Below are 26808 nucleotides of genomic sequence, written 5' to 3'. Positions count from 1 at the left end.
CAGGCTTCGCAAATCGATCTTGTTGTCCGTTTCGCTGAACGCTCGGCAACAAGGGGACGCGCGGCCAAGATCGCAAGGGCAACACGGCTTTACAGCCCGTTCTTCAGGGTTAACCCGCAAGTTCGCGTGGGGCGGGCTGTCGAAGAATCGGTTCAGAGTCCATTTTTCCCGCGGGAGGTCTTGAGTTCGGATCGAGCGCGCTAGCTTATGAAGCCGGCCCGGCAGGAGAGCCCGGCCGCGAGCGTATCGGTCAGACCATGCGCTTGATCTCGCCATAGGCGTCGTTGGTCTTCAGAATGATCGTGACCTCGCTGGAGCCGCGATTGCGGAAGAACCAGCCCGGCACGCCATCGACCTTGACTTAAAGCCGGCTCGGCTTCGGGGACAACGCCGTGGCCCTGGCGCTCGCCTGCTTTGGCCGCGGCTCAATGCTGTCTGCACTACCGCTGCCGCGCATTATCGAGCGGACCGAAGATCGCAAGGTGACGTTGACAGCAGCAGGCTTCTTGTCAGCCGTGCTTGTCGGGTTCGCGGTGCTGCTTTTCGCCAATGGCTGGTCCTTCGCCCCTGCGGATTAGCCCACAGACTGGGGGCCTTTTGCTGGCGACTTGGGCTCTGCTCGGCATCGGCTACTCGGCGACCCAGACGCCATCCGGTCGGCTGTTGCAACGCTCGGCCCATGCGGAGGACCGCCCGGCCGTATTCGCGGCTCAGTTCGCGCTCTCGCATGCTTGCTGGCTGATCACCTATCCCCTTGGCCGGCTAACTCGGCGTCAGCATGCCGCTTGCGGCTCTGGCCGCGCTTTTCGGGGCGGCGACTTTGTCAGCAGTTATGCTCGCGGCCCGGGTCTGGCCTGCCGAGAGCAGCGAAGCGCTGGAGCATGATCACCCCGGGCTTAAGAACGACCACCCACATCTCAACTAGCATGGCGAGCACCACGCCCATGACGTCGTGATCGACGACCTGCACCCGCACTGGCCGGCCCGAGCCGGCTGAAGCAGCGCCTGTCTTGAATTGACCCGCTTCGGTGCAGCGAAGTGTGCAGGTGCAGCGTTCCACATACCGGAGGCGATGCCGTACGCTGGATCACTCTGCTGCGGACGCTGGACGCCCTTCGCCGCCGCGGTCTATCACTGTCTCGAGAGCGGCGTAGGCGATTTTGAAACAGCGGGCGTCCGAAGCTTGTGAGCGGAGGCGGATTTGGGTATTGTTTTGCAATGATCGCCCGTGTCGCCCTGCGGCTCGTTTTGCGCGCCGCGATCATCGTGGGATTGATCGTTTCCGGCTGGACGCCGGCCGCGATGGCGATGCCGCGCGCCTCGGACTGCACCATGATGATGCAGGCCAACCCGTCAACGGATGACGGCGGTGATATGGATGTCCGCGCGCCTTGCCCTTTTGCGGCGTACTGCGCCGTGGCCAGCGTCTTCGTCGCGCCCGCCGCGGCGGGCGCGAATTCAGTCGCCTATCGAGCTGCGCCTGTTCTGCTCGGTCTCGACGATCTCAGTCGCGCCGAGTTCGAGCCGGGGCCGCCCGCCAGGCCGCCCCGTTCCTGATTCCATGACCGCCGACAGCGCGTAAGGCCGTCCGGCTCGTTTCGGACGCTTCACAACTGTCAGCTTCTATCGCGGTCCGCTTGCCGATCGATCGGTGCGGCTTATGGAATCCGGAGATCAATCATGTCGTTGGACATTGTTTCGCGCACCCGCGGGGCTGCGCTGATGGCGCTCGCCCTGATCTTGGGAAGCGCTGCGCCCAAGCCGATATCAAGGATTACGACTTCCAGCTCGTGGAGCAGGAGACAAGGACGGGCGAGGGCATAGTCGCCGTCCGTCTGATCCGCAAAACGGACGGCAGCCTCGTTCCCGACGCCGTCATCTTCGCGACGCGGCTCGACATGCAGCCGGACGGTATGGAGGGGATGAAGACCTCTATTGAGCCGCTGCCGAGCACCGAGCCCGGCCTCTACCGCTTCAAGGTCAACCTCACCATGGAAGGCGGCTGGCGGCTGTCGCTTGCTGCGAAGATTCAGGGCGAGACCGGCACGCTCGAAAGCCGCCTGACCCTGAAGGCGCTGCCATGACCCGCGCAGGCCGAAACCTAGCCGGAAATGGGCTGATGCTGTTGGCCGTCGTTATCGCCGTGGCGGCCGCCGCGGTCGGCGGAATCATCGCGGGCCGCTCCGACATGACGCTGCCGGCATGGCTGCCGGGCGCCGGGGCCTCGAAAGCCGGGCTGGAGCCGGCCGGAAGCGGGCCGATCGTCTATTATCGGGATCCAGACGGGCTTGCGGCATTCTCGGCCGCCCCCGCCAAAACGGTTGCCGGCAAGGACTACCTGTCCGTGCGCGCCAGCCAGGATATCCGGTTCGACCCGCCGTCGGCGGCTCCAGACCAAGTCGCTGCCGCCGGGCCCAAACGCATCAAATTCTACCGCAACCCGATGGGCCTGCCCGACACCTCGCCGACGCCCAAGAAGGATTCGATGGGCATGGACTACCTCCCCGTCTTCGAGGGCGAGGAGGAGGAGGCCGGTATCGTCAAGGTCAGCGCCGGCAAGCTGCAGAAGGCTGGGGTGCGCTCCGAGCCGGTCGCCTTCACCCCGCTTTCCTTGCCGCTGCGCGCGCCGGGCACGATCCAACTCGATGAGCGCCGCGTCTCGGTCGTGGCGCTGCGCTTCGAGGGCTTCGTCGAGACGGTCGAGGACGTCACCACGGGGTCGAGCGTGCGCAAGGGCCAGCCGCTGATGAGGGTCTACGGCCCGGCTTTGTCGAGCGCGGCCGCCGAGTACGTCACCGTGCTCAACGGGCGCCCGGACGGTCCGATCCCGGCGCAGGGCGTCAGGGGCGCACGCCGGCGGCTGGAGAACCTAGCCGTTCCCGACGCCGCGCTCAGCGCGATCGAGCGGACGCGCGAGGTGCCGGTCGCCGTCGCCTGGCCGGCCCCGCAGGACGGCGTGGTCCTGGAGCGGGCGGCCGTGAACGGCATGCGGGCGGGGCCCGGTGATGTGCTGTTCCGGATCGCCGACATCTCGCTGGTCTGGGCGCGGATCGATCTGGCCGAGCGCGATCTCGGGATGGTCGCGCCCGGCCAGGCGGTCACGGTCACCCCGCGCGGCATGCGCGGCAGGAGCTTCACCGGCAGGGTCGCGCTGGTCTATCCGCAGATCAACAAGGAGACCCGGACCGGCCGCGTCCGGGTCGAGCTCGACAACCCAGACGGCGTGCTGAAGCCCGACATGTATGTCGAGGCGCAGATCGCCACTGGCGACGACGAGCCGGTCCTGAACATTGCCGACGACGCCGTGATCGACAGCGGCGCACGCCAGATCGTGCTGATCGACAAGGGCGAGGGCCGGTTCGAGCCACGCGAGGTTAAGCTCGGCCGGCGCGGCGCCGGCCGCGTCGAGATCATGGAGGGCGTCGCCGCGGAGGACCGGATCGTGGTCTCGGCCAACTTCCTGATCGACGCCGAGAGCAATCTCAAGGCGGCGCTCCAGAGCCTCATTGGCGGGGAGACGCAGCCATGATCGCGAAACTCATCGCCTGGTCGTCGCGCAACCTGATGCTGGTTTTCATCGGCACGCTCTTCGCGGTGGCGTCGGGCTCCTATGCCCTCAGGACCCTGCCGCTCGACGCGATCCCCGATCTCTCGGACACGCAGGTGATCGTCTACACCGAATACAAGGGCCAGGCGCCGCAGGTGATCGAGGACCAGGTCACCTATCCTTTGACCACCGCCATGCTGACGGTGCCGAAATCGAAGGTTGTGCGCGGCTTCTCGTTCTTCGGCGTCTCCTTCGTCTACATCATCTTCGAAGACGGCACCGACATCTACTGGGCCCGCTCGCGCGTGCTCGAGTTCCTGAACGGCGCCGCCCGCCGGCTGCCGGCCGGTGTGACGCCGACGCTGGGGCCCGACGCCACCGGCGTCGGCTGGGTCTACCAATACGCCCTGCAGGCCAAGGACAAATCGCTCGCCGAGCTGCGCTCGCTGCAGGACTGGACCATTCGCTTCGGCATCGCCAAGGCCGAGGGCGTCGCCGAGGTCGCCAGCGTCGGCGGCTTCGTCAAGCAGTACAATGTCGTGGTCGATCCCAACCGGCTGCGCTCGCTCGAGATCCCGCTCTCGAAGGTGCGCGACGCGATCCGCGGCAGCAATGCCGATGTCGGCGGCCGCACGGTCGAGCTCTCGGAGTTCGAGTTCATCGTGCGCGGCCGCGGCTACCTGAAAAGCGTCGCCGATCTCTCCGCCGTCGTGCTCAAGGTTGAGAACGGCACCCCGGTGCTGCTGAGCGACGTGGCGCGCATCGAGCTCGGCCCCGACGAGCGCCGCGGCATTACCGAGCTGAACGGAGAGGGCGAGGTCGCCAGCGGCATCGCCCTGCAGCGCTTCGGCCAGAACGCGCTGAGCGTGATCGAGAACGTCAAGGCACGACTTACCGAGATGGCCTCGGCCCTGCCGAAGGGCCTCGAGATCGTGCCGGTCTACGACCGCTCGACCCTGATCAACGACGCGATCGCGACCTTGAAGGCTACGCTGATCGAGGAGAGCATCATCGTGGCGTTGGTCTGCTTCGTTTTCTTGCTGCATGTCCGCAGCGCGCTGGTCGCGATCCTGATGCTGCCGGTCGGCATCCTGATGGCCTTCGGCATGATGAAGCTGCTCGGGCTCGGCTCCAACATCATGAGCCTGGGCGGCATCGCCATCGCGATCGGCGCGATGATCGACGCGGCCATCGTGATGATCGAGAATGCCCACAAGCATCTCGAACGTGCGCCACCCGGCAAGCCCCGGATCGAGTCCTTGATCGAGGCGGCGAGCGAAGTCGGCCCGGCGCTGTTCTTCAGCCTGCTGATCATCACCGTCTCGTTCCTGCCAATCTTCACCATGGAGGCGCAGGAGGGGCGGCTGTTCAGCCCGCTCGCCTTCACCAAAACCTTCGCTATGGCGGCGGCCGCCATCCTGTCGGTGACGCTGGTGCCGGCACTGATGGTGATCTTCGTGCGCGGAAAAATCGTTCCCGAGCACAAAAACCCGGTGAACCGCCTGCTGATCTGGCTTTATCGCCCGCTGATCGGGCTGGTGCTGCGGGCCAAGACCGTGACCATCCTGCTGGCCTTGGCGGCGCTTGCCGTCTCGATCTGGCCGGCGCGTCAGCTCGGCAGTGAGTTCATGCCGAGCCTGAACGAAGGCACGCTGATGTACATGCCGACGACCCTGCCCGGGCTGTCTGTGACCAAGGCGGCCGAGTTGCTGCAGACCCAGAACCGGATCATCAAGAGCTTCCCCGAGGTGACCTCGGTCTACGGCAAGGCCGGCCGCGCCGAGACCGCGACCGACCCGGCCCCGACCGAGATGTTCGAGACCGTGATCAACCTGAAGCCCAAGAGCGAATGGCGGGCGGGCCTGAGCATCGACGGGCTGATCGCGGAACTCGACAAGTCGCTCCAGTTTCCCGGCATCTCGAACGCTTGGACAATGCCGATCAAGGCGCGCACCGACATGCTGGCGACCGGCATCCGCACGCCGATCGGCATCAAGGTGCTGGGCACCGACCTCGTCGAAATGGAAAAGCTCGCCCGGCAGATCGAGACCGTCGTCAAGGCGGTGCCGGGCACCGCCAGCGCCTATGCCGAGCGCGTCATCGGCGGATACTATCTCGACGTAGCGCCCGATCGCGACGCGCTCGCACGCTACGGCCTGATGATCAGCGACGTGCAGGATTCGGTCTCGACCGCGCTTGGCGGCGAGACCGTGACGACGACCGTCGAGGGCCGCGAGCGCTACGGCGTCAACATCCGCTATCCGCGCGACTATCGCAGCGACCCGCAGTCGATCGCGCGCGAAGTCCTCGTCGGCATGCCCGGGGGCGGCACCGTGCCGCTCGGCGAGGTCGCCTCGATCAAGCTCGCGCGCGGCCCGACCACGATCCGCACCGAGAACGGCCAGCTTGTGATCTACATCTTCGTCGACATCCGCGACCGCGATCTCGGCGGCTATGTCGCCGATGCAAAGGCCGCGGTCGCAGCCAGCATCCAGTTCCCGCCCGGCTCCTTCGTGACCTGGAGCGGCCAGTTCGAATATCTCGAACGCGCCAAGGCGAAACTCGCCGTCGTCGTGCCGGTGACGCTGCTGATTATCTTCCTTCTGCTCTACCTGAACTTCCGGCGGCTGACCGAGACGCTGATCGTCATGCTCTCGCTGCCCTTCGCGCTGGTCGGCGGCCTGTGGCTGATGTGGTGGCTCGGCTTCAACCTCTCGGTCGCGGTCGTGGTCGGCTTCATCGCGCTCGCCGGCGTCGCCGCCGAGACCGGGGTGATCATGCTGATTTATCTCGACCACGCCCTCATCGAGGTGAAGGCGGCGCGCGCTCGCGACGGCCTGCCCTTCACCAGGGCCGAACTACGCGAGGCGATTATGCTCGGCGCGGTCGAGCGCGTCCGTCCCAAGATGATGACCGTCGTTGCCATCATGGGCGGACTGATCCCGATCCTATGGAGCACGGGGCCAGGATCGGAAGTGATGCAGCGCATCGCCGTGCCGATGATCGGCGGCATGCTCTCCTCGACCGTGCTAACGCTTATGGTAATCCCGGCGATCTATGCTCTAATTAAGGGGTATGGGTTGCCTGTGGCCGCAGCGGAGCCGGATGTTAGCGGTGAAACCAATGCCGCTGGTGCGGGAGCTGCGCAATGACTGTTACTGTTTTTGTCAGGTGCTTTGGCAAGACCTTGAGTGCATAACCGTAGCTGGCGACACCTAGGCTGAGGGACAGGCCGCGTTAGGGTCCTTGGATTTGACGACCGATTTGCGCCGGCCCAGACTGCAAAGAAAATACAAAGCGGTTAGGGGAGATTGTGAGTGCCAGTCGGTTCGAACCGGCTAACGGGATCACCGACCTTCATAGCCTCGCGTAGAGCGTTGCTTGCGGGCCTCGCCGGTACTGTGGCACTCGCTGCCCCTCCTCACGTACGCGGTGCCCAGCCCTTTCGTTTCGGGCTTACGCCTGTTTTCCTGAGTTCTGACCTGGAGCTGCTTGAGGCGCTTCAGAAATACCTGAGCTTCTCGATGGGAACCGAGGTGCAGCTCGTCCTCAAGCGCACCTACCAAGAGATCACGTCTCAGCTCGTTTCGGGGCTTCTCGATGCCGCCTGGATCTGCGGTTTCCCCTTCGTCGCCTATCGCCAGGAACTCGAACTCGTCGCCGTGCCGATTTGGCGGGGCCGAATGACCTATCAAAGCTACCTCATCGTAGCGGACGGGCGAGAGGCGTCCACCATAAATGATCTGCGTGGCGACATCCACGCGTTCTCAGACCCGGATTCCAACTCCGGCTATCTAGTGACGCGCGCGCTCTTGGCTGAGCAGAGGGTCAAACCGCAGGATTTCTTCCTACGGACATTCTTCACGTACGGCCATCGTAACGTCGTCCGGGCCGTAGCGACAGGTCTCGCTCAATCCGGCAGTGTCGACGGGTACGTCTGGGAGGTCATGACCGAGACGGAGGCCGAGCTCACGCGCAAAACCGTTCCGGCGTGGCGGTCGGACTGGATGGGGTTCCCGCCGATCGCGACCGCGGCAAACAACGCCGCGACCGAAGGGATCGCGAAGCTTCGCAGGGCCCTGTTCGCGATGCCGCACGATCCTGTCGGTCGCGACGTCCTCAGCCTTCTCAGGCTGGACGGCTTCGCAAACGGCGAGTCCTCGCTTTTCGATAGCATCGCCCGGCGGGTCGATCTCGTGAGGGCCTCGGGGTGAAGGCATCCTCACTCGATCCGCGGCAATGGCCGCTCGCTTTCAAGGCTCCCCTTCTTGTGGCGACCTTCATGCTCGTCGTCAGCGGCATCATGACGAACGCGGTTCTTTCCCGATTGCGCGAAACGCAGGAACGCCACCTGGCTGCGATGTCGACGATCTACCTGAACGGCCTCGCCGCCGCGCTGGTCCCTCATGTCTTGAGGGACGACAACTGGGAGGTCTTCGACACCATCGACCGTGGCGCCAGCCTCGAAGGCGGCTTCGGCCGCGCAACGATCGTCGTCGTGGACACGAATGGGCGGACCATCGCCGCCAGCGATCCGAAGCAGACCCCTGTGCTGAGCCGGCAGGCCGACAGGGAGAAGGCCTTCCAGGGCGAGAGCACGTTGATCGTGAATGGCGCGAGCGCGAGAGCCTACGCTCGTCGCGCCCTTGTCTACCAGGATCGGCGCATCGGCTCGATCTACGTCGACTACGACGTCCGCCACCTGTTGCGAGAGCGGGAGGACGTCCTGCGAACCCTGCTCTGGACGAACGCGGCGATCGCAGTCCTTCTGGCGGCCGTCGGCTACTGGATCATCCGGCGGATGCTCGGACCCCTGCGTACGCTCTCCCGCCATCTCGATCTCGGTGTCGCAGGCGCTGTCCAGCCCATTCCCGCTTCCGAGGTTCAGGGGGCGACTTACGAATTCCGCCGCCTTTTCCGGCGGTTCAATGTCATGGCAGACGCCGTCAACGACCGCGAGGCGATTGCAAAGGAACTGGCGAACGAGGAGCGCTTGGCAAGCCTCGGGCGTCTGGCGTCCGGGATGGCCCATGAGATCAACAACCCGCTCGGTGGGCTCTTCAACGCCATCGACACGATCAAGCGGCACGGCGAAAAGCCTGCCGTGCGCAACGCTTCGCTCGACCTGATCGAGAGGGGCCTGAGGGGCATCCGCGATGTCGTCCGCGCCACGCTCGCCACTTACCGCGCCGACCGAGATCCGCGGAACCTCAGCGCTGCCGACCTGGACGACCTGAAGCTTCTGCTAGCGCCAGAGATAGCGCGTCGCGCATTGACGCTCGACTGGAGCAACGTGATCGAGAGGGACCTGCCAGTGCCCGCCTCAGCCGTGCGCCAAATCGCCCTGAACCTTCTTCTGAACGCCTTGCAGGCCTCGCCATCGGGAGCTCGGCTGCATTTCGGGGTGTCGGCATCAGGCGATCAGCTTGATCTGTCCGTACACGATCAGGGCCCTGGCCTAAGCCCTGAAGCCCGGGCGGTGCTCGACGGTGTCGGCAAGTCCGTTTCATCGGGTGACGGCAGTGGCCTGGGGCTCTGGATGACACGGCGCCTCGTGCACGATCTCGGCGGCCGCATCGCCGTCGAGACGTCTCCCATCGGTGGCGCCCTCGTGCGCGTCATCATCCCGCTGGTGGCTGTGGTGGAGATGCGCGATGTCGCTTGAACGCCGGGCCATTGGGGTCATTGAGGACGATCCCATCATGGGAGAGTCGCTGGTCCAGCGCCTGATGCTCGAAGGTGCCCAGGTCAGCTGGTGGCGCACGAAGTCCGATGCCGTGACGGGACTTGCGCGCCGCCGGCACCATGCCGTGGTCTGCGACCTGAAGCTGCCGGACGGGTCCGGCGAGGACATCTTCGCCGAAGCCGTCAAGTCCGAAGGCGCGCCGCCGTTCCTCTTCATGACCGCCTATGGCGAGATCGACCAGGCCGTACGCCTGATGCGCTGCGGGGCGGGCGACTACGTCACGAAGCCGTTCGACATGACAGCCTTCCTCGAGCGCCTGGAGGCGCTCGCCGACCCGCTCGAGGGCGATGATCACGGCATTCTGGGCGTCTCCGCTGCCATCCGCGCGGTCGAACGGACGCTCGTTCGTCTGGCCAAGGTCAGCGCACCGGTCCTGCTGACCGGCGAGACGGGAAGCGGCAAGGAAGTCTGCGCCCGCCTCCTCCACGCCTCGCGTGGACGCGATGCCGGTCCCTTCATGGCAGTCAACTGTGCGGCAATCCCTGCAGAGCTCATGGAAAGCGAACTCTTCGGCCACGAGAAGGGCGCCTTCACCGGAGCGCAAGGACGTCACTTGGGATACGCCGAGCGCGCCGGCACGGGCACGCTCTTCCTCGACGAGATCGGCGATCTCGCCCCACGGCTGCAGGCCAAGCTTCTCCGTCTCCTGGAGGACCGGACGTTCACCCGCGTCGGCGGCGAGCTACCCCAGACCTTCAAGGCCCGCATCGTCTGCGCGACCAATGCGGACCTCCCCGCGAAGGTGAGGGCGGGCACGTTCCGCGAGGACCTCCTCTACCGCATCAACGTCGTGAACGTGCCATTGCCGCCGCTCCGCGACCGTGGCGAAGACATCGTCTGGCTTATTGACCGGTTCGTCTTGGAGCGTGAGGAACAAGCCGGGGATCGCATCCACGGCCTCAGCGCCTTGGCGCTCGAGGCCGCGCTCGCCCATAGCTGGCCGGGGAATGTGCGTGAACTGAGAAACCGCGTGGAGCGGGGGATCGCTCTCGGCGACGGGCCTCTGTTGATGCCCGGCGATCTCTTCCCCGACATGGCGCCGACATTGCCGTCAGGAATGCGCGAGGGACTGGATGGCGTACGCGACGAGGCAGAGCGCCGGCACATCATCCGGGTGCTGGCGGAGAGCGGCGGAGCCATGCAGGCGACGGCCAAGGCCCTGGGAATCTCGCGTACGACATTGTGGGAGAAGATGAAGCGACACGGGATTCCGACACCCTCGGCATGACCGGAAAGCCGGACGTTCGCGCTCGCAGCATGTTCGGAGTTCCGAACATCCGGATAGGCGCCAATAGCCCATGTCATTGAAATTAAAACATTTCTAAAACGAAGCTCGATCGGCACGTGATCTGCAGTCCTCCAGCGCCGGCTCAGAAGAAGCAGGTCTGGAGGATTCCCAATGAAGAAGTGCGATCTGATGGTCGACATCGGCCGACGCCGGTTCCTGTCGGGAGCCGGCATCGCCGCAGCGGGCGCCGCGGCGACCACGATGGTCCCGGGAACGGCTCAGGCCAAGCCTGCGTCCGCACGCGTCGATTATCCGATCAACCGCCTCGGGACCGTCTCGGAGCTGAAGGTCAACGAGCCCAAGGACGTCTCGTATCCCGACGCGGACGCGCCGGGCGTCCTGATCAAGCTCGGCAAGCGCGTTCCCGGTGGCGTCGGCCCGGATGGTGACATCGTGGGCTTTGCCACGCTTTGCCCGCACAAGGGCTACCCATTGGCTTTCAATGCGGGGGACAAGACGCTGAACTGTCCTGGCCACTACTCGCGCTTCGACTGCGAGGCCGGTGGGCAGCAGATCTGGGGCCAGGCGACCCAGAACCTCCCGCAATACGCGCTTCGCGTCGAAACCAACGGCGACATCGTGGCGGAGGGGCTCGACGAGCTCCTCTACGGCCGCCTGTCCAACGTGCTCTGAGCGGAGGATCGACCATGACCTACAAGCGCCAGATCGACCGCCTCCCGATCGTCCCAGCGGACGCCAAGGAGCACAACGTCACCTGCCACTTCTGCATCGTCGGCTGCGGCTACAAGGCCTACACCTGGGACATCAACAAGCAGGGCGGCACTGACCCGAGCCAGAACAAGTTCAAGGCCGACCTGTCAAAGCAGGAGGGCGCCAACAGCGCCGCCTGGTACTCGCCCTCGATGTACAACATCGTCAAACAGGGCGGTAAGGACGTCCACCTCGTGATCATGCCGGACAAGAACTGCACGGTGAATTCGGGCCTCGGTTCGGTTCGCGGCGCCCGGATGGCGGAGACCTCCTTCTCCGAGGCGCGCTCGACGCAGGCGCAGCGCCTGACGGACCCGATGGTCTGGCGCTACGGCGCGATGTCTCCGACCTCCTGGGACGACGCTCTGGACCTCGTCGCCCGCGTCACCTGCCAGGTAGTCAAGGAGCAGGGCGAGGACGGGCTCTTCGTCTCCGCCTACGACCATGGCGGTGCCGGCGGCGGCTACGAGAACACCTGGGGTACCGGGAAACTCTATTTCGGCGCCATGAAGGTGAAGAACATCAGGATCCACAACCGGCCCGCCTACAACTCCGAGGTCCACGCCACCCGGGACATGGGCGTCGGCGAGCTCAACAACTGCTACGAGGACGCCCAGCTCGCGGACACGATCGTGATGGTCGGCGCGAACTCACTGGAGACCCAGACCAACTACTTCCTCAATCACTGGGTGCCGAACCTGCGGGGAACCTCGATCGACAAGAAGAAGGCCGAGCTCCCGAACGAGCCCCACGCCGCCGCCCGCATCGTCATCGTCGATCCGCGCCGCACCGTCACGGTGAATGCCTGCGAGGTCGAGGCGGGCAAGGACAACGTGATGCACCTGGCCATCAACTCGGGCACGGATCTCGCGCTCTTCAACGCCTGGATGACCTACATCGCCGAGAAGGGCTGGACGGACAAGGCGCTGATCGCGGCGTCCACGAACGGCTTCGACAAGATGGCCGCCGCCAACAGGACCACGCTCCAGCAGGCGGCCGCCCTGACCGGACTGACGGTCGACCAGATCCGGCAGTCGGCGGAATGGATCGCGATGCCGAAGGAGGGCAATGCCCGCCGCCGCACGATGTTCGCCTATGAGAAGGGCCTGATCTGGGGCAACGACAATTACCGCACCAACGGCGCGCTGGTGAACGTCGCGCTCGCCACCGGCAATATCGGCCGGCCCGGCGGCGGTTGCGTGCGCCTCGGGGGCCATCAGGAGGGCTACGCCCGGCCGTCCGACGCCCATGTCGGCCGTCCGGCCGCCTATGTCGACAAGCTCCTCATCGAGGGCAAGGGCGGCGTCCACCACATCTGGGGCTGCGACCACTACAAGACCACGCTCAACGCCCACCAGTTCAAGCGCACCTACAAGAAGCGCACGGACATGGTGAAGGAGGCGATGGATTCGGTGCCGTTCGGCGACCGCGCCGCGCTGGTCACGGCGATCGTCGGCGCCATCAAAAAGGGCGGGTTGTTCTCGGTCGACGTCGACATCGTGCCGACGCAGATCGGCCAGGCCGCCCATGTCTGGCTGCCGGCCGCGACGTCGGGAGAGATGAACCTGACCTCGATGAACGGCGAGCGCCGCATGCGGCTCGTCGAGCGCTACATGGATCCGCCCGGCCGCTCGATGCCGGACTGTCTGATCGCGGCGCGCATCGCCAATCACATGGAACGGGTCTATCGCGAGATGGGCATGGCGCAAGTCGCCGACAATTTCAAAGGCTTCGACTGGAAGACCGAGGAAGACGCCTTCATGGACGGCTACGCCAAGCACGAGAAGGGCGGGGAGCACGTCACCTATGAGAGGCTGAAGGCGATGGGCACCAACGGCTTTCAGGAGCCCGCCACCGGTTTCGCAGACGGCCGGATCGTCGGCACCAAGCGCCTTTTCGCAGACGGCAAGTTCGGTGGAAAGGACGGCAAGGCGACCTTCATGGAAACGCAATGGCGCGGTCTCCAATCCGCCGGCAAGCAGGCCGAGAAGGACAAGTTCGCCTTCCTGATCAACAACGGCCGCGCCAACCTCGTCTGGCAAAGTGCCTATCTCGACAGGCAGGACGATTTCGTCACGGATCGCCTGCCCTATCCCTTCATCGACCTGAATCCGGACGACATGGCGGAGCTCGGCCTGAAGCAGGGCGACCTCGTCGAGGTGTTCAACGACAACGGCTCGACGCAGGCGATGGCCTACCCCACGCCCTCGGCGAAGCGAAAGCAGGCCTTCATGCTTTTCGGCTTCCCGACCGGCGTGCAGGGCAACGTGGTGTCGGCGGGCGTCAACGAGTTCATCGTCCCGAACTACAAGCAGACCTGGGGCAATATCCGAAAGATTTCCAACGCCCCCGAGGGAACCAGGCACCTGTCCTTCAAGAGCCAGGAATACGCCGTCTGACCGGCCACGCGACGGCCGCTCGCATGCGAGCGGCCGCGTCCATCCCGCTCCCAGCCCGACAGGCCCATCGATGACGATCACGATTGCCTCGCGCGCTCCCGAGCAAGACATGGGGCGCCAAAAGGCCCTTCTACCGGTTCCGGACGCCTGCAGGCGTGCGGCGTCCTATGCCACGCCGTTGCGAGCGGCCGAAACGGTGTCTGTCTTCGAGGCCCTCGGCCGTACGTTGGCGGCGCCGGTCGCGGCCGAGTTGGCCATGCCGCCCTTTTCGCAATCCGCCATGGACGGCTATGCCCTTGCCGCAGGCGACGGCATCCATTCCGGCGCACGTCTGGAGGTCGTCGAACGGATCGCCGCCGGCTCGGTCGGGAAGCGCCTGGGACAGGGGAAGGCTTCACGGCTCTTCACCGGAGCCCCGCTGCCTGAGGGCGCCGATGCCGTCATCATGCAGGAGCATGTCGAGCGCGAGGGCAGCGCGATCATCCTTCGCCGGCCGATCAGAGCCGGCGACAACGTGCGGTATCGCGGCGAGGACATCGAGCCGTTCGAGCCGCTCTTCGGTACCGGCGAGCGGCTCGACGCCCGTCACATCGCATTGCTGGCGGCGCAGGGAATCGCGCGCGTCGGCGTGCTTGTCCGTGCGCGCGTCGCCGTGATCTCGACCGGCGACGAGCTGAGACAAGCCGGCGCCGGCCTCGGAGCCGCCGCGATCTACGATTCCAACAGGCCGATGCTGCTCGCGCTGATCGCCCAGGCGGGGCTGATCGCGATCGACGGCGGCTGGGTGCCCGACGATGCGGAGCGGCTCGCCGCCCGCATGAGGGAACTCGCCGGGAGGGTGGATCTCGTTCTCACCAGCGGCGGCGCATCGGCCGGCGAGGAGGATCACGCGCTGTCCGCTCTCGATCGGGCAGGAGGCCGGGGCGAGACGCTCAAGATCGCGCTGAAGCCGGGAAAGCCCGCGGTCGTCGGCGCGATCGGGGCGGCGGCCTATCTCGGTCTGCCGGGCAACCCCGTATCTAGCCTGGTGTCCTGGCTCATCCTCGGCCACGCCATGGTGAGCGCCCTGGAAGGCCGGGCTCCGAGACAACGCCTGGGCTGCCCGATGACGAGCCGATCCCACTTCGACCGCCGTCCAGGACGCGCCGAATTCGCGCCCGCCCGTCTGTCGGAGGACGGTGGCGTCGAAATTCTCGGGCGCGGCGGGTCGGCTCGGCTGAGACCGCTCGTCCAAGCCGACGGACTTGCCGAGATCGCGACGGACAATGCCGGCGTCCTGCCGGGCGATACGGTCCTCTTCCACCCTTTCCGCGACGGCTTTGTCGTCTGATCCAGCCCATGGGGAGCATCGAAGATATGAAATCCGTCTGGCCTGCACTTGCCTTCGCCGCCGTTTCGGCGACCGGTGCCATCGCACAGGACATCTCAGCCGGCGAAAGATCCTGGAACAAGTGCCGAGCGTGCCATCAGGTCGGCGAGACCGCCAAGAACGGCGTCGGGCCGCAGCTCAACGGCCTGATCGGGCGGCACTCCGGCGCGGTAGAGGGGTACAGCTACTCGGCGGCCAACAAGAACTCCGGCATTACCTGGGATGAGGCTGTCTTCGGGGACTACATCAAGGATCCCAAGGCCAAGATCCCCGGCACCAAGATGGTCTTCGCCGGGATCAAGAGCGAGCAGGAGATCAAGGACCTGACGGCCTTCCTCAAGCAGTTCGCGGCGGACGGAAAGAAAGGCTCGTAGCTGCTCGCGCGCTGGAGGCCGAAGGCGCTAGGGCTGCAGCGGCGCGCTTGAGTCGATTTGCGGTAACCGGCAGGTTGGGAGGATGCGAGTCTATCCTCATCTCAACCTTCGCCTGAGCCTTACATCCGAAACGCTATTCGGGCCTGGAAAGGCCGCGCTCCTTCAAGGGGTGTCGGAAACGGGCTCAATCGCCGCTGCCGGGCGCGCGATGGGCATGAGCTATAAGCGCGCTTGGTACCTGATTGATACGCTCAACACGTCTTTCGTCGAGCCTCTCATCGTTTCGACAAAGGGAGGCAAGGCAGGCGGGGGCGCGAAGTTGACTCCAACCGGCGCTGAGGTTCTCGCCCTCTATCGCCACATGGAACGGGCAGCCCTCGACGCTACGGCGCAGGACCTGGAACGCATCACGGCACTGGCGACTTCACCTCAAGCAAACGACTGAAACCCGTTGACACCTGTCGCATTAGAGCCTCTATCGATATAGCCATTGCGCTATATCGATAGAGGCTGCCCACCCATGACGGAAATCTCGGCGCCGAGTGGCCGTAAGGCCTCTTACGCTTTCGTCGGCGGAGCCTTGATCGGTTGCGTCGGCGGTCTGATCGGGCTCGGCGGAGCGGAGTTTCGCCTCCCGCTGCTGATTGCGGTGTTCGGCTTTGCGGGGCTGGAAGCGGTTATCTTAAACAAGGCAACCAGTCTGGTCGTCGTCGCAGCCGCGCTCCCCTTCCGCAGTTCTGTTGTGTCCCTGGCGGACATCACCGGATCATGGCCGGTGGTTCTAAACCTACTTGCAGGCAGCCTCGTGGGCGCTTGGACCGGCGCAGGTTGGGCAACGCGACTATCGACGCCAACCCTCTACCGGGTCATCGCAGTCCTGCTAGTCGGGGTCGCGTTGACGCTCGTATTGGGGCACGGGACCGACGGGCGCGAACCCGCGCTGACCGGTGTCGCACTCCTCGTCGCCGGTGTTGCGGCAGGCTTCGCCATCGGGGTCGTCGCATCGCTCCTGGGCGTTGCGGGGGGTGAATTGCTGATCCCCACACTGGTGCTGCTCTACGGTGCCGACATCAAGTTGGCAGGTAGCCTTTCGCTTGTCGTCAGCCTCCCGACCATGCTGGTCGGTTTCGCGCGCTATAGTTCAGACCGCAGCTTCGCCGCGCTTTCGACCAACCGCGGTTTCGTCATGGTGATGGCGGCCGGGTCGATCCTTGGCGCGTTCATCGGGGCGCAACTGCTGGGGCTGGTTTCCAATGAAGTCCTGTTGCCGGTCCTCGCCATCATCCTGCTGGTGTCTGCAGTCAAGATCTGGCGCCACTAGAGGTGGACTTGGTCCCGGAGTGCATATTGCTCTTTGCGCCCCGGCAGCGCCATCGTCGCGATGAAGCACGCTCCCAACATTACCCCGGACCCGATCAGGCACGCATATAGCCCTCCCGCCTGATAGAGCAGCCCCGAGAGCAGGGTGCCGGTGAAGCGGCCCAGCGCATTGGCGGCGTAGTAGAAGCCGACGTCTTCGGCCGACTTTTCCGAGCCGGCATACGCGAGAATCAGGTAGGAGTGGACGGAGGAGTTCACCGCGAAGGCGAACCCGAACAGGCTTAGGCCCGCGACAAGGACGAGGTCGGGCCGCAGACCGGCCCCACTGGCGAGAAGCGCCGCGATGGTGAAGGGGATGAATGCCAGCCCAAGCGACCAGATTCGGGCTGCCGGGACCTCACTCGATAGCCCGTCGCTACTGCGGCGGATGAAGGCTGGCGCAGCTGCCTGAACCAGCCCGTAGCCGATGGTCCAGAGCGCCAGAAACGTGCCGACCATCGTGAAGGTCCAGCCAGTGGCGTAAAGAAAGACGGGGACGCCGACGACGAACCAGACATCCCGCGCCCCGAACAGCGCGACGCGCGCGATCGCCAGCAGGTTTACCGCGCGGTTCTTGGCGAAGAGTTCGCGGGCGCTCTTGCTGGCCTTGGCCTTTCCCATCATCGCCGGCAGCGAGGTGACCACCCCGAGCAGGACGAGTGCGAGCATAGCGGCCATCGCCCACAATGCCCCCTTGAACCCGAGAGCCTCCAGCAGCAGCCCGCCGAGGAAGAAGCCGATGCCCTTCATCGCGTTCTTCGAGCCGGTGAACCAGGCGACCCAGCGGAACAGCCGGCCTTCTGCGTCCTCGGCCTTCGCGGCCGCTTCGGCCACCTTGATCGCCGACTTCGAGGCGGTCTTGGTCAGGTCCTTGGCGACGCCGCAGATGCCTTGAGCCATGACGACCCAGGCGACCGAAGCGGCCGCCGTCCAGTCCGGAGACAAGCCCGAGAGCAGGAGAAAGCCGACGATTTGCGTGGAGAGCCCCACCGTCAGCATACGCGTGATGCCATATCGCGCCGCGAGCCAGCCGCCGATCAGATTGGCGGCGATGCCGGCCGCCTCGTAGAGCAGAAACATGAAGGCGAGCGTGAAGGGCGAATAGCCCAGCCGGAAGAAGTGCAGCAGCACGAGCATGCGCAGCGCGCCGTCGGTCAGGGTGAAGCCCCAATAGGCCGCGGTGACGATGGCGTAGTTGCGCGAGCCTTCGGTCACGGGATCAAACCCCGGCCTGCTCGAGATGGCAGGCGAGATCGACCATCCGGCAGGCATAGCCCATCTCGTTGTCGTACCAGGCGTAGACCTTCAGCATCGTCCCGTCGGTGACGAGCGTCGAGAGCCCGTCGACGATCGCGGAGCGCGTGTCGCGCTGGTAGTCGATCGAGACGAGCGGCCGGGCCTCGAAGCCCAGGATGCCGGCGAGCGGCCCCTTGGCTGCCGCCTCGAACAGCGCGTTGACCTCGGCGGCCGTCGTCGGTCGCTCCAGCTCGAAGACGCAGTCCGTAAGCGAGGCGTTGAGCACAGGCGCGCGCACGGCGTGGCCGTCGAGCTTGCCTTTGAGCTCCGGGTAGATCAGGGCGATCGCTGTCGCGCTGCCCGTCGTCGTCGGCTGCAGCGAAAGCATCGCGGAACGGGCCCGGCGCAGGTCCTTGTGGGGGGCGTCGACGACCACGTTGGTGTTGGTCGGGTCGTGGATCGTGGTGATCTGGCCGTGCCGGATCCGCAGGTTCTCGTGCACGACCTTCACCACCGGGGCGAGGCAGTTGGTCGTGCAGGAGGCGGCAGTGACGATTGGATGCGAGGCCGGGTCGTAGAGGTGCTCGTTGATGCCCACGACCACGTTGAGCACCGATGCGTCCTTCACCGGAGCGGCCACGATCACGCGCTTGGCGCCGCGCTTCAGATGGCCCTCGATCGCCGCCGGCGTGAGGAACTTGCCGGTGCATTCCAGCACGACATCGACGCCGAGATCGGCCCACGGGATATCCTCAGGCGCGGCCAGGGCGGAGAAGCCCATCCGGCGCTCGTCGATCCGGATCGCGCCTTCTCCCTCGGGGCCGATTTCCGCGCGCCACCGTCCCTGCATACTGTCGAATTCGAGCAGGTGGGCGGTAGCCGTCGCCCCGCCCTTGATCTCGTTGAGATGCACGACGTCGAGCCGGTTGCCTGCGCGCGGATCATCGCCCTGCCGATCGGCCGCGCCGAGCGCCGCCCTCAGCGCCAGGCGCCCGATCCGCCCCATGCCGTTGATTCCGACCCGCATGATCCCTGCTCCGTTCGGTGATCCCGAACGCTCCTTCACCCGGATGACGGCAATATGTCAATATGTCGATTGACTCCGACATATTGATGATGCAGCATTTATGTCGACATCAACCGACATAACGAGATACGATCATGGAAACGGCTCCCCTCAAGGTGCTCTTCGTCTGCAAGGGCAACCACGCGCGCTCGATCATGGCGGAATCCATCATGCGCCGGCTTGCCGGTGACAAATTCACCGTCTTCAGTGCCGGCTCGCAGCCGCGGCCTGAAATCAGCCCCTTCGTCGTTCGACTGCTTCAGTCGTTGAACCACGACATGACGGGACTGCAGCCGAAGAGCTGGAACGAATTCGCGGGGCAGGACTCGCCGGAGCTGGACTTCGTGTTCACGCTGTCGGAGACCGCCGCCAACGCGGTGCCGCCAGCCTGGCCCGGCAACCCGATGACGGCGCTATGGACACTACCCGATCCCGCCGCCTTCGAGGGCGAGGACGTCCAGCAGGCGCTCGCCTTCGCGGATGCCTACCGCATGCTGAACAACCGCATCTCGATCTTCTCGAGCTTGCCGTTGGCGACGCTGCAAGGCATGGCCCTCCAGCACCGGCTCGACGCGATCGGGAAGGACATGGGGCGAAGTGATCTCGGGCCAAAGGAAGACGCGGCGTGACGCAAAAGCCGGAAGCATCGAAGCTGGAATCCTCCGACGCAGTCGCCTTGCTGGGTGCCCTCGCGCAGCCGACGAGGCTGGAGATCTTTCGACTTCTGATGCGCTACCGGCCCCATGGCCTCGCGGCCGGCGATATCGGCCGGCTGCTCGCCGTTGCGCACAACACGCTGTCATCGCATCTCGGCGCGCTGGAGCAGGTCGGGCTTCTGGCGTCGCGGCGCGAGGGGCGCCACATCATCTTCGCCGCCCAGGCCCCTCGTGCTGACGCCCTGCTGGCCTTCCTGTCCGACACCTGCTGCACTGAGGGCGTTGTGCCCTGCACGAGCGAAACGACCGCGATTCCGGCGCGCCGCGAATACGTCGACAGCGATCGTCCTCTGCGGGTGCTCGTCGTCTGCACCGGCAATTCGGCGCGCTCGATCATGGCCGAGGCCGTCCTCAACAGGGAAGGCGTCGGTCGGATCCAAGCCTTTTCGGCGGGGAGCCGCCCGCAGGAGGCGCCGCATCCAATCGCGCTCGGCCTTCTCGACGATCTCGGCTACGACATCGCGGCCATGCGCTCGAAGTCCTGGGAGGAATTCCTTGGCCCGAACGCGCCCGAGCTCGATCTTGTCATCACGGTTTGCGACGACGCGTCGGAAGCCGCATGTCCGGCCTTTCCCGGTGTGCCGCTGCGAGTCCACTGGGGGCTCGACGATCCGGCAGGGGCGACTGGGCCGGCAGCGGCCAAGCATGCCGCATTCCTCCAGAGCTACCGCGACCTGACGGCTCGTGTCACTGCCTTCGTCAACCTTCCCTTCGAGCAAATGTCGCTAGCCGAGCTGCAGCCCGTGCTGGCGGCGATCGGCCGAATGGACGGCGCGACGGAAAAGTCGCTCGCTCAGGCGGCCTGACCCTTGCCGTAAGCCCGAGCGCCTTCTGTTCGACGACGGTGGCGCTGGCGCGTCTCAAAAATGCGCAGCCTGACACTTGAACTCTACAAGGATAGTTGCAATATTGACTTCATGAACGATGAACAAGCTGTCGCAGCCCTCTCCGCTCTTGCGCATGTCGACCGACTGGCGGCCTTCCGACTGCTGGTGAAGGCCGGGCCTGACGGGATGCCGTCAGGCGAGCTGGCGGAGCGTCTCGAGATCCCGCCGACTCGAATGAGTTTCCACCTGTCGACGCTGGAGCGATCTGGCCTCGTGGCTTCGCGACGCGACGGTCGGCGTATCCTGTATGCTGCAAGCTTCGACGCCATGCGGGGGCTGCTCGGCTTCATCACCGAGGATTGCTGTGGCGGCAATACCGCCATCTGTGGCGACCTCTTATCGCTGGCCAATCCGTCCTGCGTTTCGGAGACGTGCTGATGCATCTCCTGCGCGCCCCCTGACGCCGACCGGGCGTCCATCCCAACCGCGATCCAACCATCACCGATGCGCCTAAGCGCGCTCGGGCCCGTTGCCATGGGCGCGACCCAGCTACCGCGGGTCATCCGCCGTCATCACCTGGAAGGTTCATCATGACCGTCACGATCTATCATAATCCGGCCTGCGGGACCTCGCGAAACACCCTGGAGATGATCCGCCAATCCGGCGAAGAGCCGGTCGTGATCGAATATCTCAAGACGCCGCCCAGCCGCGAGACGCTCGTTGGCTTGCTCGCGGCAATAAAACTCACGCCTCGCGACATCCTGCGCGAGAAGGGGACACCTTATGCCGAGCTTGGTCTCGATGACACAAACCTCACGGACGACGCACTGGTCGATGCGATGATGGCGCATCCCATCCTGATCAATCGTCCGATCGTCGTGACCGCCAGGGGCGTCAGGCTTTGTAGACCTTCGGAACGCGTGCTCGAACTGCTCGACCATCCTGTCGCGAGCTTCACTAAGGAGGACGGCGAGGTCGTAGGCCCGTCGAGCGCCAGGCCATGACGACCATGATGCGCGACGCCAACGACATGCCGAACGTGGTCGCCGGGCAATTGGGCGCGATCGACGTGCCGGCATTGGCCGGCGGCGATGCCCTAGGTCATCCGCCGCGCATCCTCGTGCTCTACGGCTCGATCCGGGAACGCTCCTATTCGCAGCTCGCCGCAGAAGAGGCCGGGCGCTTGTTGCGCTGGTTCGGCTGCGAGGTCAGGACCTTCGACCCGCGCGAGCTGCCGCTCCCCGATGGCGCCGAGCCCGATCATCCCAAGGTGGCGGAGCTGCGCGATCTCGCCAACTGGGCCGAGGGCATGGTCTGGGTCAGCCCCGAGCGCCACGGCGCCATGACCGCGATCATGAAGGCGCAGATCGACTGGATCCCGCTCAGCCTCGGCGCTCAGCGCCCGACCCAAGGGAAAACGCTGGCGCTGATTCAGGTCAGCGGCGGGTCTCAGAGCTTCAACGCCGTCAACCAGATGCGCATCCTCGGCCGCTGGATGCGAATGATCACCATCCCCAACCAGTCCTCGGTCCCGAAAGCCTTCCTTGAATTCGACGAGGCCGGCCGGATGAAAGCCTCGCCGCTCTACGACCGCATCGTCGATGTCTGCGAGGAGCTGGTGAAATTCACCCATCTGACGCGAGGGCGATCCGGCTACCTGACCGATCGCTACTCCGAGCGGGTGGAAACGGCCGATGCGCTTATGAAGCGGGTCAACCAGGCCGCGATCTGACCTGCTGCTTCGAAACCTCATTCTTTTCCTGCCTCACCGCCTCGTCGTGCGCGGCACCACTTCCGTCGGATATCCTCATGCTTGCTCTCGCGATCTTCGTGGCCACGCTCGTTCTCGTCATCTGGCAGCCGAGAGGGCTCGGCATAGGTTGGTCGGCGCTTGGTGGCGCTGTCGTCGCCATGCTTGCCGGCGTTGTCGGCTGGGCCGATCTCGGCACGGTCTGGCACATTGTCTGGGACGCGACCTTTACCTTCGTCGCGCTGATCGTGATCTCGCTGATCCTCGACGAGGCCGGCTTCTTCGCCTGGGCTGCATTGCATGTGGCGCGCTGGGGCGGCGGTGACGGGCGGCGTCTCTTCCCGCTCGTCGTGCTGCTCGGCGCGGTCATCGCGGCCTTCTTCGCCAATGACGGCGCGGCGCTGCTGCTGACGCCGATCGTACTGGCCATCCTGCTGAGGCTGAACTTTCCGCCCGCGGGGGCGACGGCCTTCATCGTCGCCTGCGGCTTCGTCGCCGACACGACGTCGCTGCCGCTGGTGATCTCCAACCTCGTCAACATCGTCACAGCCAACTACTTCCAGGTCTCGTTCGGCCGGTATGCCGCGGTCATGGCGCCGGTCAACCTGGTTTCGCTGGCGGCGACCCTGCTCGTGCTCTGGCTATATTTCCGCCGGGATATCCCCGAGCGCTACGCCGTCGCGGAGCTGGAGCCGCCACAAAGCGCGATCAGGGACCGTGCCGTCTTCCGCGCCGCCTTCCCGCTGCTCGGCGTCCTGCTCGTCGCCTATTTCGCCACCGCACCGCTCGGCATCCCGATCGCGGTCGTCACCGGCGCGGCGGCGCTTCTTCTGATGGCCGTGGCTGGGCGCTGGTTCGCGGGCAGCAAGGGCGCTGTCGTTCCGCTCGGCAAGGTGCTCCGCGAGGCGCCCTGGCAGATCGTGCTGTTCTCGATCGGAATGTATCTCGTGGTCTACGGCCTCGGGAATGCAGGGCTGACCAAGATCGCGGCCGGCGTCCTCATCTGGCTCGCGGACAAAAGTACCTTCGTCGCCACGGTCGGGACGGGCTTCGTCGTCGCGATCCTGGCGTCGGTGATGAACAACATGCCCGCGACGCTGGTCGGTGCGCTCGCCATCGACCGCGCCGGCGTCGCGCCGCTGACTAAGGAGCTGATGCTTTACGCGAACGTCATCGGCAACGATCTCGGGCCGAAGTTCACGCCGATCGGCTCGCTGGCGACGCTGCTCTGGCTGCATGTGCTGGCCGGTAAGGGCCAGACCATTACCTGGGCCCAGTACATGAAGATCGGTCTCGTGATCACGCCGCCGGTTCTGCTGGCGACGCTGATCGCGCTCTGGCTCTGGCTGCCGTTCATCTCGTGAGCGGTGCCGCCGGCGCGTCGATCGAGTAGCGGGCCAGGACGAAGAGCGCGACCGCCGCTGCGCCGGACAGGACGATCAGCAGGACGGTGCTCGGCATGAGCCCCGCGCGCTCGACCATGACCGCGAAGGCGAGCGGCGCGGCCGCCTTGATCGCCAGTCCCGGCGCGGAGAGCTTGCCGAGCATGGCGCCGTATCCGGCAGGCCCGAACAGCCTCAACGGCACGGTGCCGCGCACGATCGAGCTCAAGCCCATGCTGACGCCATAGGCGACGGCAAACAACCCCGCCAGCGTCGCCGTCGTGCCGCCGACAAGCAGCAACGCGAGGCCTGCCGGCATCAGAGTCGCCGAGACCCACGCCGTCGTCATCGGCTCGAGATCCGTGCCGAACAGCATCTCGACAAGCCGTCCCGCCACCTGCGAGGGACCGACCAACGCGCCGATGCCGACCGCGAGCGCGGCGCTGAGGCCGAGCCCCTGCAGCATGGTCAACATATGCACCGACATCGCCGACACGACGAAGCCCTGGAGCGAGAAGGCGAGCGCCAGCAGCAGGAAGGCGCGCCTACGGGCGGAGCCGGCGAGATACCCGTCCGCAGCGGCCGTGTCCGCCCCGAGCGACGCCTTGGCCGTGGCTCGCCCGGTGGCGCGTGGCAGCAGCAGCGCATGCAATGGCAGACAGATGAGGAGGTAGCCCAGCGCATAAATCTGGTAGATCGCCCGCCAGTCAAAACTCGCGAGGAGCGCCGTCGTCAGCGGCCAGAACAAGGTCGAGGCGAAGCCGCCGATCAGCGTCAGCTTGCTGATCGCGCGGCGCGCGCCGGGTCCATGTGCCTGCGTCAGCGCTGTGAAGGCTGCATCATAGAGTACCAGCGTCGAGACCATCTCGAGCGCGATCATCGCGGCGTAGAAGCTCACTGGCTCGCGCGCTTGCGACAGCGCAAACAGCGAAGCCGCAGCCAGGACCGTGCCGAGGCTCATCATTGCGTGCGTGCCGTGACGATCGATCAGCCTCCCGGCAATGGGCGCGGCCAGGCCACCGGCTAGCAGCCCGGCCGCAAAGGCGCCGTAGGTCCATTCCGAAGCCCAGCCGAAGCTCTTGGTCATCTCCGGCGCGAGCACCGCGAAGGCGTAGTACAGCGCGCCATAGCCGGCGACCTGGGTGACGCCGAGCGCGATGATGAGAGCGAGGCCGCCGCTTGCGGCGCCCTCTGGGTACTGGGTGGGCGCGGTTGTCATCAGGCCATCGCGCGTTCGTCAGTGCGAGCGCTCGTCCCACAACCGCAGCCGGTCTTGCCCGCCGCCTTCGCGCTGGCGTCGTCGGCGCAGCAGGCGTCGGCCGCGATAGGAGCCGGCCCGCCGCAGCACTGCGAGGCCGCCGCCGTCTTCGCGTCGCCCGGCGTCGCGCTGCATACCCCTGTCTCGAGCAGCACGAGCTCGACGCGCCTTGCCGCCTCATGATCGCCAGCGATCTCGGCGACGATCGAGCGGACCTGCTCGTGCCCGGTCGCGAGCAGGAAGGTCGGCGCGCGGCCGTAGGATTTCATGCCAGCGATGTAGAAGCCTGGCTCGGGATGGGCGAGCTCGGCCGCGCCATGTGGGCGAACCGTTCCACAGGAGTGCTCGTTCGGGTCGATCAGTGGCGCGAGCGCAGGGGTACATTCCAGCGCCGGATCGAGTTCAACGCGCAATTCGCGCAGGAAGCCGAGTTCGGGCCGGAAGCCCGTGGCGACGACGAGTTCTTCCGCCGCGACGGTGCGGCCGTCGTCGGCGATCAGTCGCAGCCCCTCCGCATGCGTCTCGATCCGGTCGAGCAGATAACCCGTCTCGACGGCGATGCGCCCGCTCTCGACCAGATGCGCGACCCGTGTCCCCAGCTCCCCGCGCGCCGCGAGCTGGTCAGCCGCGCCGCCACCGAATGCCTTGGTCAAGTGCGGACCGCGGTAGAGCCAGGCGATCCTGGTATCGGCCGCGCGGTCCTGCAGTTCGGCGAGCGCGATCAGCGTGCCGATCGCGGAGTGCCCGCCGCCCAGGACGGCGATGCGGCGTCCGGCGTAGCGAGCTCCGGCCTCGCCCAGAACATCGGGCATGCCGTGGCTGATCCGCCCGGCTGCCTCCTCTTCGCCGATGGCCGGCAAACCGCCCGCACCCGCGGGGTTCGGCGAGAACCACGTGCCGGAGGTGTCGATGACGGCGTCCGCCAGCACGGTCGTCTCGCCAGCGCCGTTGCGATACCTCACGGCGAACGGCGCCCGCTCGCGGCCGGCAGTCTTAACCTTGTCGAAGCCCAGCCGCGACACCGCGACGACCTCTGCGTCGAGATGGATCGCCTCGCCCAGTGCGGTCCGCTCGGCGAGCGGTGTCAAATATTGCCAGAGGAGATCGCCGCCAGTCGGATAGGCGTCGGGCGAAGGCCGGTTCCAGCCCGCCGCCGCAAGCAGTCGTTCGGCGGCGGTGTCGATGTTGAATGCCCAGGGTGAGAACATCGGCACATGAGCCCATTGCCTGACGGCGTGGCCCACGTCTGGGCCCCGCTCGAGAATGACCGGCTTCAGCCCGCGTTCGATGGCATGTGCCGCCGCGGCTAGGCCCACGGGGCCTGCCCCTATGATTGCGATCGTCTTCATCAAACACTCTCCTGTAAATCCGGAATTATCGAAATAACGGACAAAATCATGCGGCGTCCGTCGCCTGGACTTAGCATTGCTCCTCGACACAGCACTCATCGACGAGGAAGCCGACCAGGGCGTTCATGACGTCGTAGTTCGCTCGGCAGATCAGTGTGCGGCTTTGCCGCTCCTGCGCCACAAGGCCTGCGTGGATGAGCGCCTTGAGGTGAAAGGAAAGAGTCGAACTGGCGATCTGAAGGCGTTGCTGGCACTCGCCGACCGATAGGCCGCCGTGCCCGGCTTTGACCAACGCGCGATAGAGTGCGAGCCGGGTCGGGTTACCCAGAGCTTCGAGCTTCACGGCTGCATTGCGTGTATCCATCGCATCATATTCGTTGCGAGGAATCCCAACGTCAATCCATATTTCTAGTTTTGTGAAAATAACTTGT

25 protein-coding genes are annotated in these 26808 nt (G+C 65.7%); 20 read left to right on the top strand and 5 right to left on the bottom strand.

Translation table 11 applies throughout. The features are described 5' to 3' along the window. Positions 1-392: 392 nt before the first annotated feature. The 14 genes from BMZ69_RS24280 (at position 393) to BMZ69_RS24215 (ending at position 16755) form a co-directional block, all read left to right on the top strand. Positions 393-578, top strand: coding sequence for a hypothetical protein (locus tag BMZ69_RS24280; RefSeq protein WP_092161700.1), 186 nt, complete (start codon positions 393-395; stop codon positions 576-578). A gap of 640 nt (positions 579-1218) precedes the next feature. After that, entirely contained in the window at positions 1219-1557 is a 339-nt protein-coding gene (locus tag BMZ69_RS24275) for a hypothetical protein (RefSeq protein WP_092161699.1), read from the top strand. 80 nt (positions 1558-1637) lie between these two features. Next, on the top strand, positions 1638-2084 hold the full coding sequence (locus tag BMZ69_RS24270; RefSeq protein ID WP_348272490.1) for a FixH family protein: 447 nt from the start codon (positions 1638-1640) through the stop codon (positions 2082-2084). 35 nt (positions 2085-2119) lie between these two features. Continuing rightward, entirely contained in the window at positions 2120-3529 is a 1410-nt protein-coding gene (locus tag BMZ69_RS24265) for an efflux RND transporter periplasmic adaptor subunit (RefSeq protein ID WP_244543514.1), read from the top strand. Then, positions 3526-6699, top strand: coding sequence for an efflux RND transporter permease subunit (locus BMZ69_RS24260; RefSeq protein WP_092161697.1), 3174 nt, complete (start codon positions 3526-3528; stop codon positions 6697-6699). Before BMZ69_RS24265 ends, BMZ69_RS24260 begins: the two co-directional genes overlap by 4 nt. A 249-nt stretch (positions 6700-6948) precedes the next feature. After that, positions 6949-7761: a substrate-binding domain-containing protein gene (locus BMZ69_RS24255; protein WP_280142129.1), complete on the top strand. Its 813-nt coding sequence runs from the start codon at positions 6949-6951 to the stop codon at positions 7759-7761. Between the two features lie 68 nt (positions 7762-7829). Next, complete coding sequence (locus tag BMZ69_RS24250) at positions 7830-9212, top strand: sensor histidine kinase (protein ID WP_139219168.1); 1383 nt, start codon at positions 7830-7832, stop codon at positions 9210-9212. Then, positions 9202-10521, top strand: coding sequence for a sigma-54-dependent transcriptional regulator (locus tag BMZ69_RS24245; protein WP_092161694.1), 1320 nt, complete (start codon positions 9202-9204; stop codon positions 10519-10521). The genes BMZ69_RS24250 and BMZ69_RS24245 overlap by 11 nt, the downstream gene beginning before the upstream one ends. A gap of 171 nt (positions 10522-10692) precedes the next feature. After that, positions 10693-11214 carry an arsenate reductase (azurin) small subunit gene (locus tag BMZ69_RS24240; protein WP_092161693.1) on the top strand — a complete coding sequence of 174 codons (522 nt, stop codon included), beginning with the start codon at positions 10693-10695 and terminating at the stop codon, positions 11212-11214. Between the two features lie 14 nt (positions 11215-11228). Then, entirely contained in the window at positions 11229-13691 is a 2463-nt protein-coding gene (locus BMZ69_RS24235) for an arsenate reductase (azurin) large subunit (protein WP_092161692.1), read from the top strand. Positions 13692-13761: 70 nt separating this feature from the next. Continuing rightward, complete coding sequence (glp, locus tag BMZ69_RS24230; RefSeq protein ID WP_092161691.1) at positions 13762-15021, top strand: molybdopterin molybdotransferase MoeA; 1260 nt, start codon at positions 13762-13764, stop codon at positions 15019-15021. 26 nt (positions 15022-15047) lie between these two features. Next, positions 15048-15434: a c-type cytochrome gene (locus BMZ69_RS24225; RefSeq protein ID WP_092161690.1), complete on the top strand. Its 387-nt coding sequence runs from the start codon at positions 15048-15050 to the stop codon at positions 15432-15434. Between the two features lie 82 nt (positions 15435-15516). Next, entirely contained in the window at positions 15517-15879 is a 363-nt protein-coding gene (locus tag BMZ69_RS24220) for a winged helix-turn-helix domain-containing protein (protein WP_092161689.1), read from the top strand. A 75-nt stretch (positions 15880-15954) separates the two neighbouring features. Then, positions 15955-16755 (top strand): sulfite exporter TauE/SafE family protein, encoded by an 801-nt coding sequence (locus BMZ69_RS24215; protein WP_092161688.1) that lies wholly within the window; start codon positions 15955-15957, stop codon positions 16753-16755. Here BMZ69_RS24215 and arsJ read toward each other — a convergent pair. Next, the gene (gene arsJ / locus BMZ69_RS24210; protein WP_092161687.1) at positions 16752-18008 is read right to left on the bottom strand and encodes an organoarsenical effux MFS transporter ArsJ; all 1257 of its coding nucleotides are present in this window, start codon (positions 18006-18008) and stop codon (positions 16752-16754) included. The genes BMZ69_RS24215 and arsJ overlap by 4 nt on opposite strands. Before the next feature lie 4 nt (positions 18009-18012). Further along, positions 18013-19056 (bottom strand): ArsJ-associated glyceraldehyde-3-phosphate dehydrogenase, encoded by a 1044-nt coding sequence (locus tag BMZ69_RS24205; RefSeq protein WP_092161686.1) that lies wholly within the window; start codon positions 19054-19056, stop codon positions 18013-18015. 134 nt (positions 19057-19190) lie between these two features. On the opposite strand from BMZ69_RS24205, the gene BMZ69_RS24200 reads away from it, so the two are divergent. The 6 genes from BMZ69_RS24200 to BMZ69_RS24175 all read left to right on the top strand — a co-directional run bounded on the left by BMZ69_RS24200 (position 19191) and on the right by BMZ69_RS24175 (position 23752). Then, on the top strand, positions 19191-19724 hold the full coding sequence (locus BMZ69_RS24200) for an arsenate reductase ArsC (protein ID WP_092161685.1): 534 nt from the start codon (positions 19191-19193) through the stop codon (positions 19722-19724). Then, positions 19721-20617: an arsenate reductase/protein-tyrosine-phosphatase family protein gene (locus BMZ69_RS24195; protein WP_244543512.1), complete on the top strand. Its 897-nt coding sequence runs from the start codon at positions 19721-19723 to the stop codon at positions 20615-20617. The genes BMZ69_RS24200 and BMZ69_RS24195 overlap by 4 nt, the downstream gene beginning before the upstream one ends. Before the next feature lie 111 nt (positions 20618-20728). After that, positions 20729-21076 (top strand): ArsR/SmtB family transcription factor, encoded by a 348-nt coding sequence (locus tag BMZ69_RS24190; RefSeq protein ID WP_092161769.1) that lies wholly within the window; start codon positions 20729-20731, stop codon positions 21074-21076. Positions 21077-21228: 152 nt separating this feature from the next. Continuing rightward, positions 21229-21642 (top strand): arsenate reductase (glutaredoxin), encoded by a 414-nt coding sequence (arsC, locus tag BMZ69_RS24185; protein ID WP_092161683.1) that lies wholly within the window; start codon positions 21229-21231, stop codon positions 21640-21642. Then, positions 21639-22370 carry an arsenical resistance protein ArsH gene (gene arsH / locus BMZ69_RS24180; protein ID WP_244543511.1) on the top strand — a complete coding sequence of 244 codons (732 nt, stop codon included), beginning with the start codon at positions 21639-21641 and terminating at the stop codon, positions 22368-22370. Before arsC ends, arsH begins: the two co-directional genes overlap by 4 nt. A 77-nt stretch (positions 22371-22447) precedes the next feature. Next, entirely contained in the window at positions 22448-23752 is a 1305-nt protein-coding gene (locus BMZ69_RS24175; protein ID WP_092161682.1) for an arsenic transporter, read from the top strand. Here BMZ69_RS24175 and BMZ69_RS24170 read toward each other — a convergent pair. The 3 genes from BMZ69_RS24170 to BMZ69_RS24160 form a co-directional block, all read right to left on the bottom strand. Continuing rightward, positions 23742-24989, bottom strand: coding sequence for an MFS transporter (locus BMZ69_RS24170; RefSeq protein ID WP_092161681.1), 1248 nt, complete (start codon positions 24987-24989; stop codon positions 23742-23744). The genes BMZ69_RS24175 and BMZ69_RS24170 overlap by 11 nt on opposite strands. Next, positions 24989-26377, bottom strand: a complete 1389-nt coding sequence (locus BMZ69_RS24165) for an NAD(P)-binding domain-containing protein (RefSeq protein ID WP_092161680.1) — start codon at positions 26375-26377, stop codon at positions 24989-24991. The genes BMZ69_RS24170 and BMZ69_RS24165 overlap by 1 nt, the downstream gene beginning before the upstream one ends. 70 nt (positions 26378-26447) lie before the next feature. Beyond that, positions 26448-26741: an ArsR/SmtB family transcription factor gene (locus BMZ69_RS24160; RefSeq protein ID WP_092161679.1), complete on the bottom strand. Its 294-nt coding sequence runs from the start codon at positions 26739-26741 to the stop codon at positions 26448-26450. Between the last annotated feature and the right edge of the window lie 67 nt (positions 26742-26808).

This window comes from Allobosea sp. CRIB-10 (genome assembly GCF_900112185.1).
In the GTDB taxonomy this organism is placed as follows: Bacteria; Pseudomonadota; Alphaproteobacteria; order Rhizobiales; family Beijerinckiaceae; genus Allobosea.
Note: the sequence above shows the minus strand (reverse complement) of the source record. Positions and strands in the feature narration are given on the sequence as shown.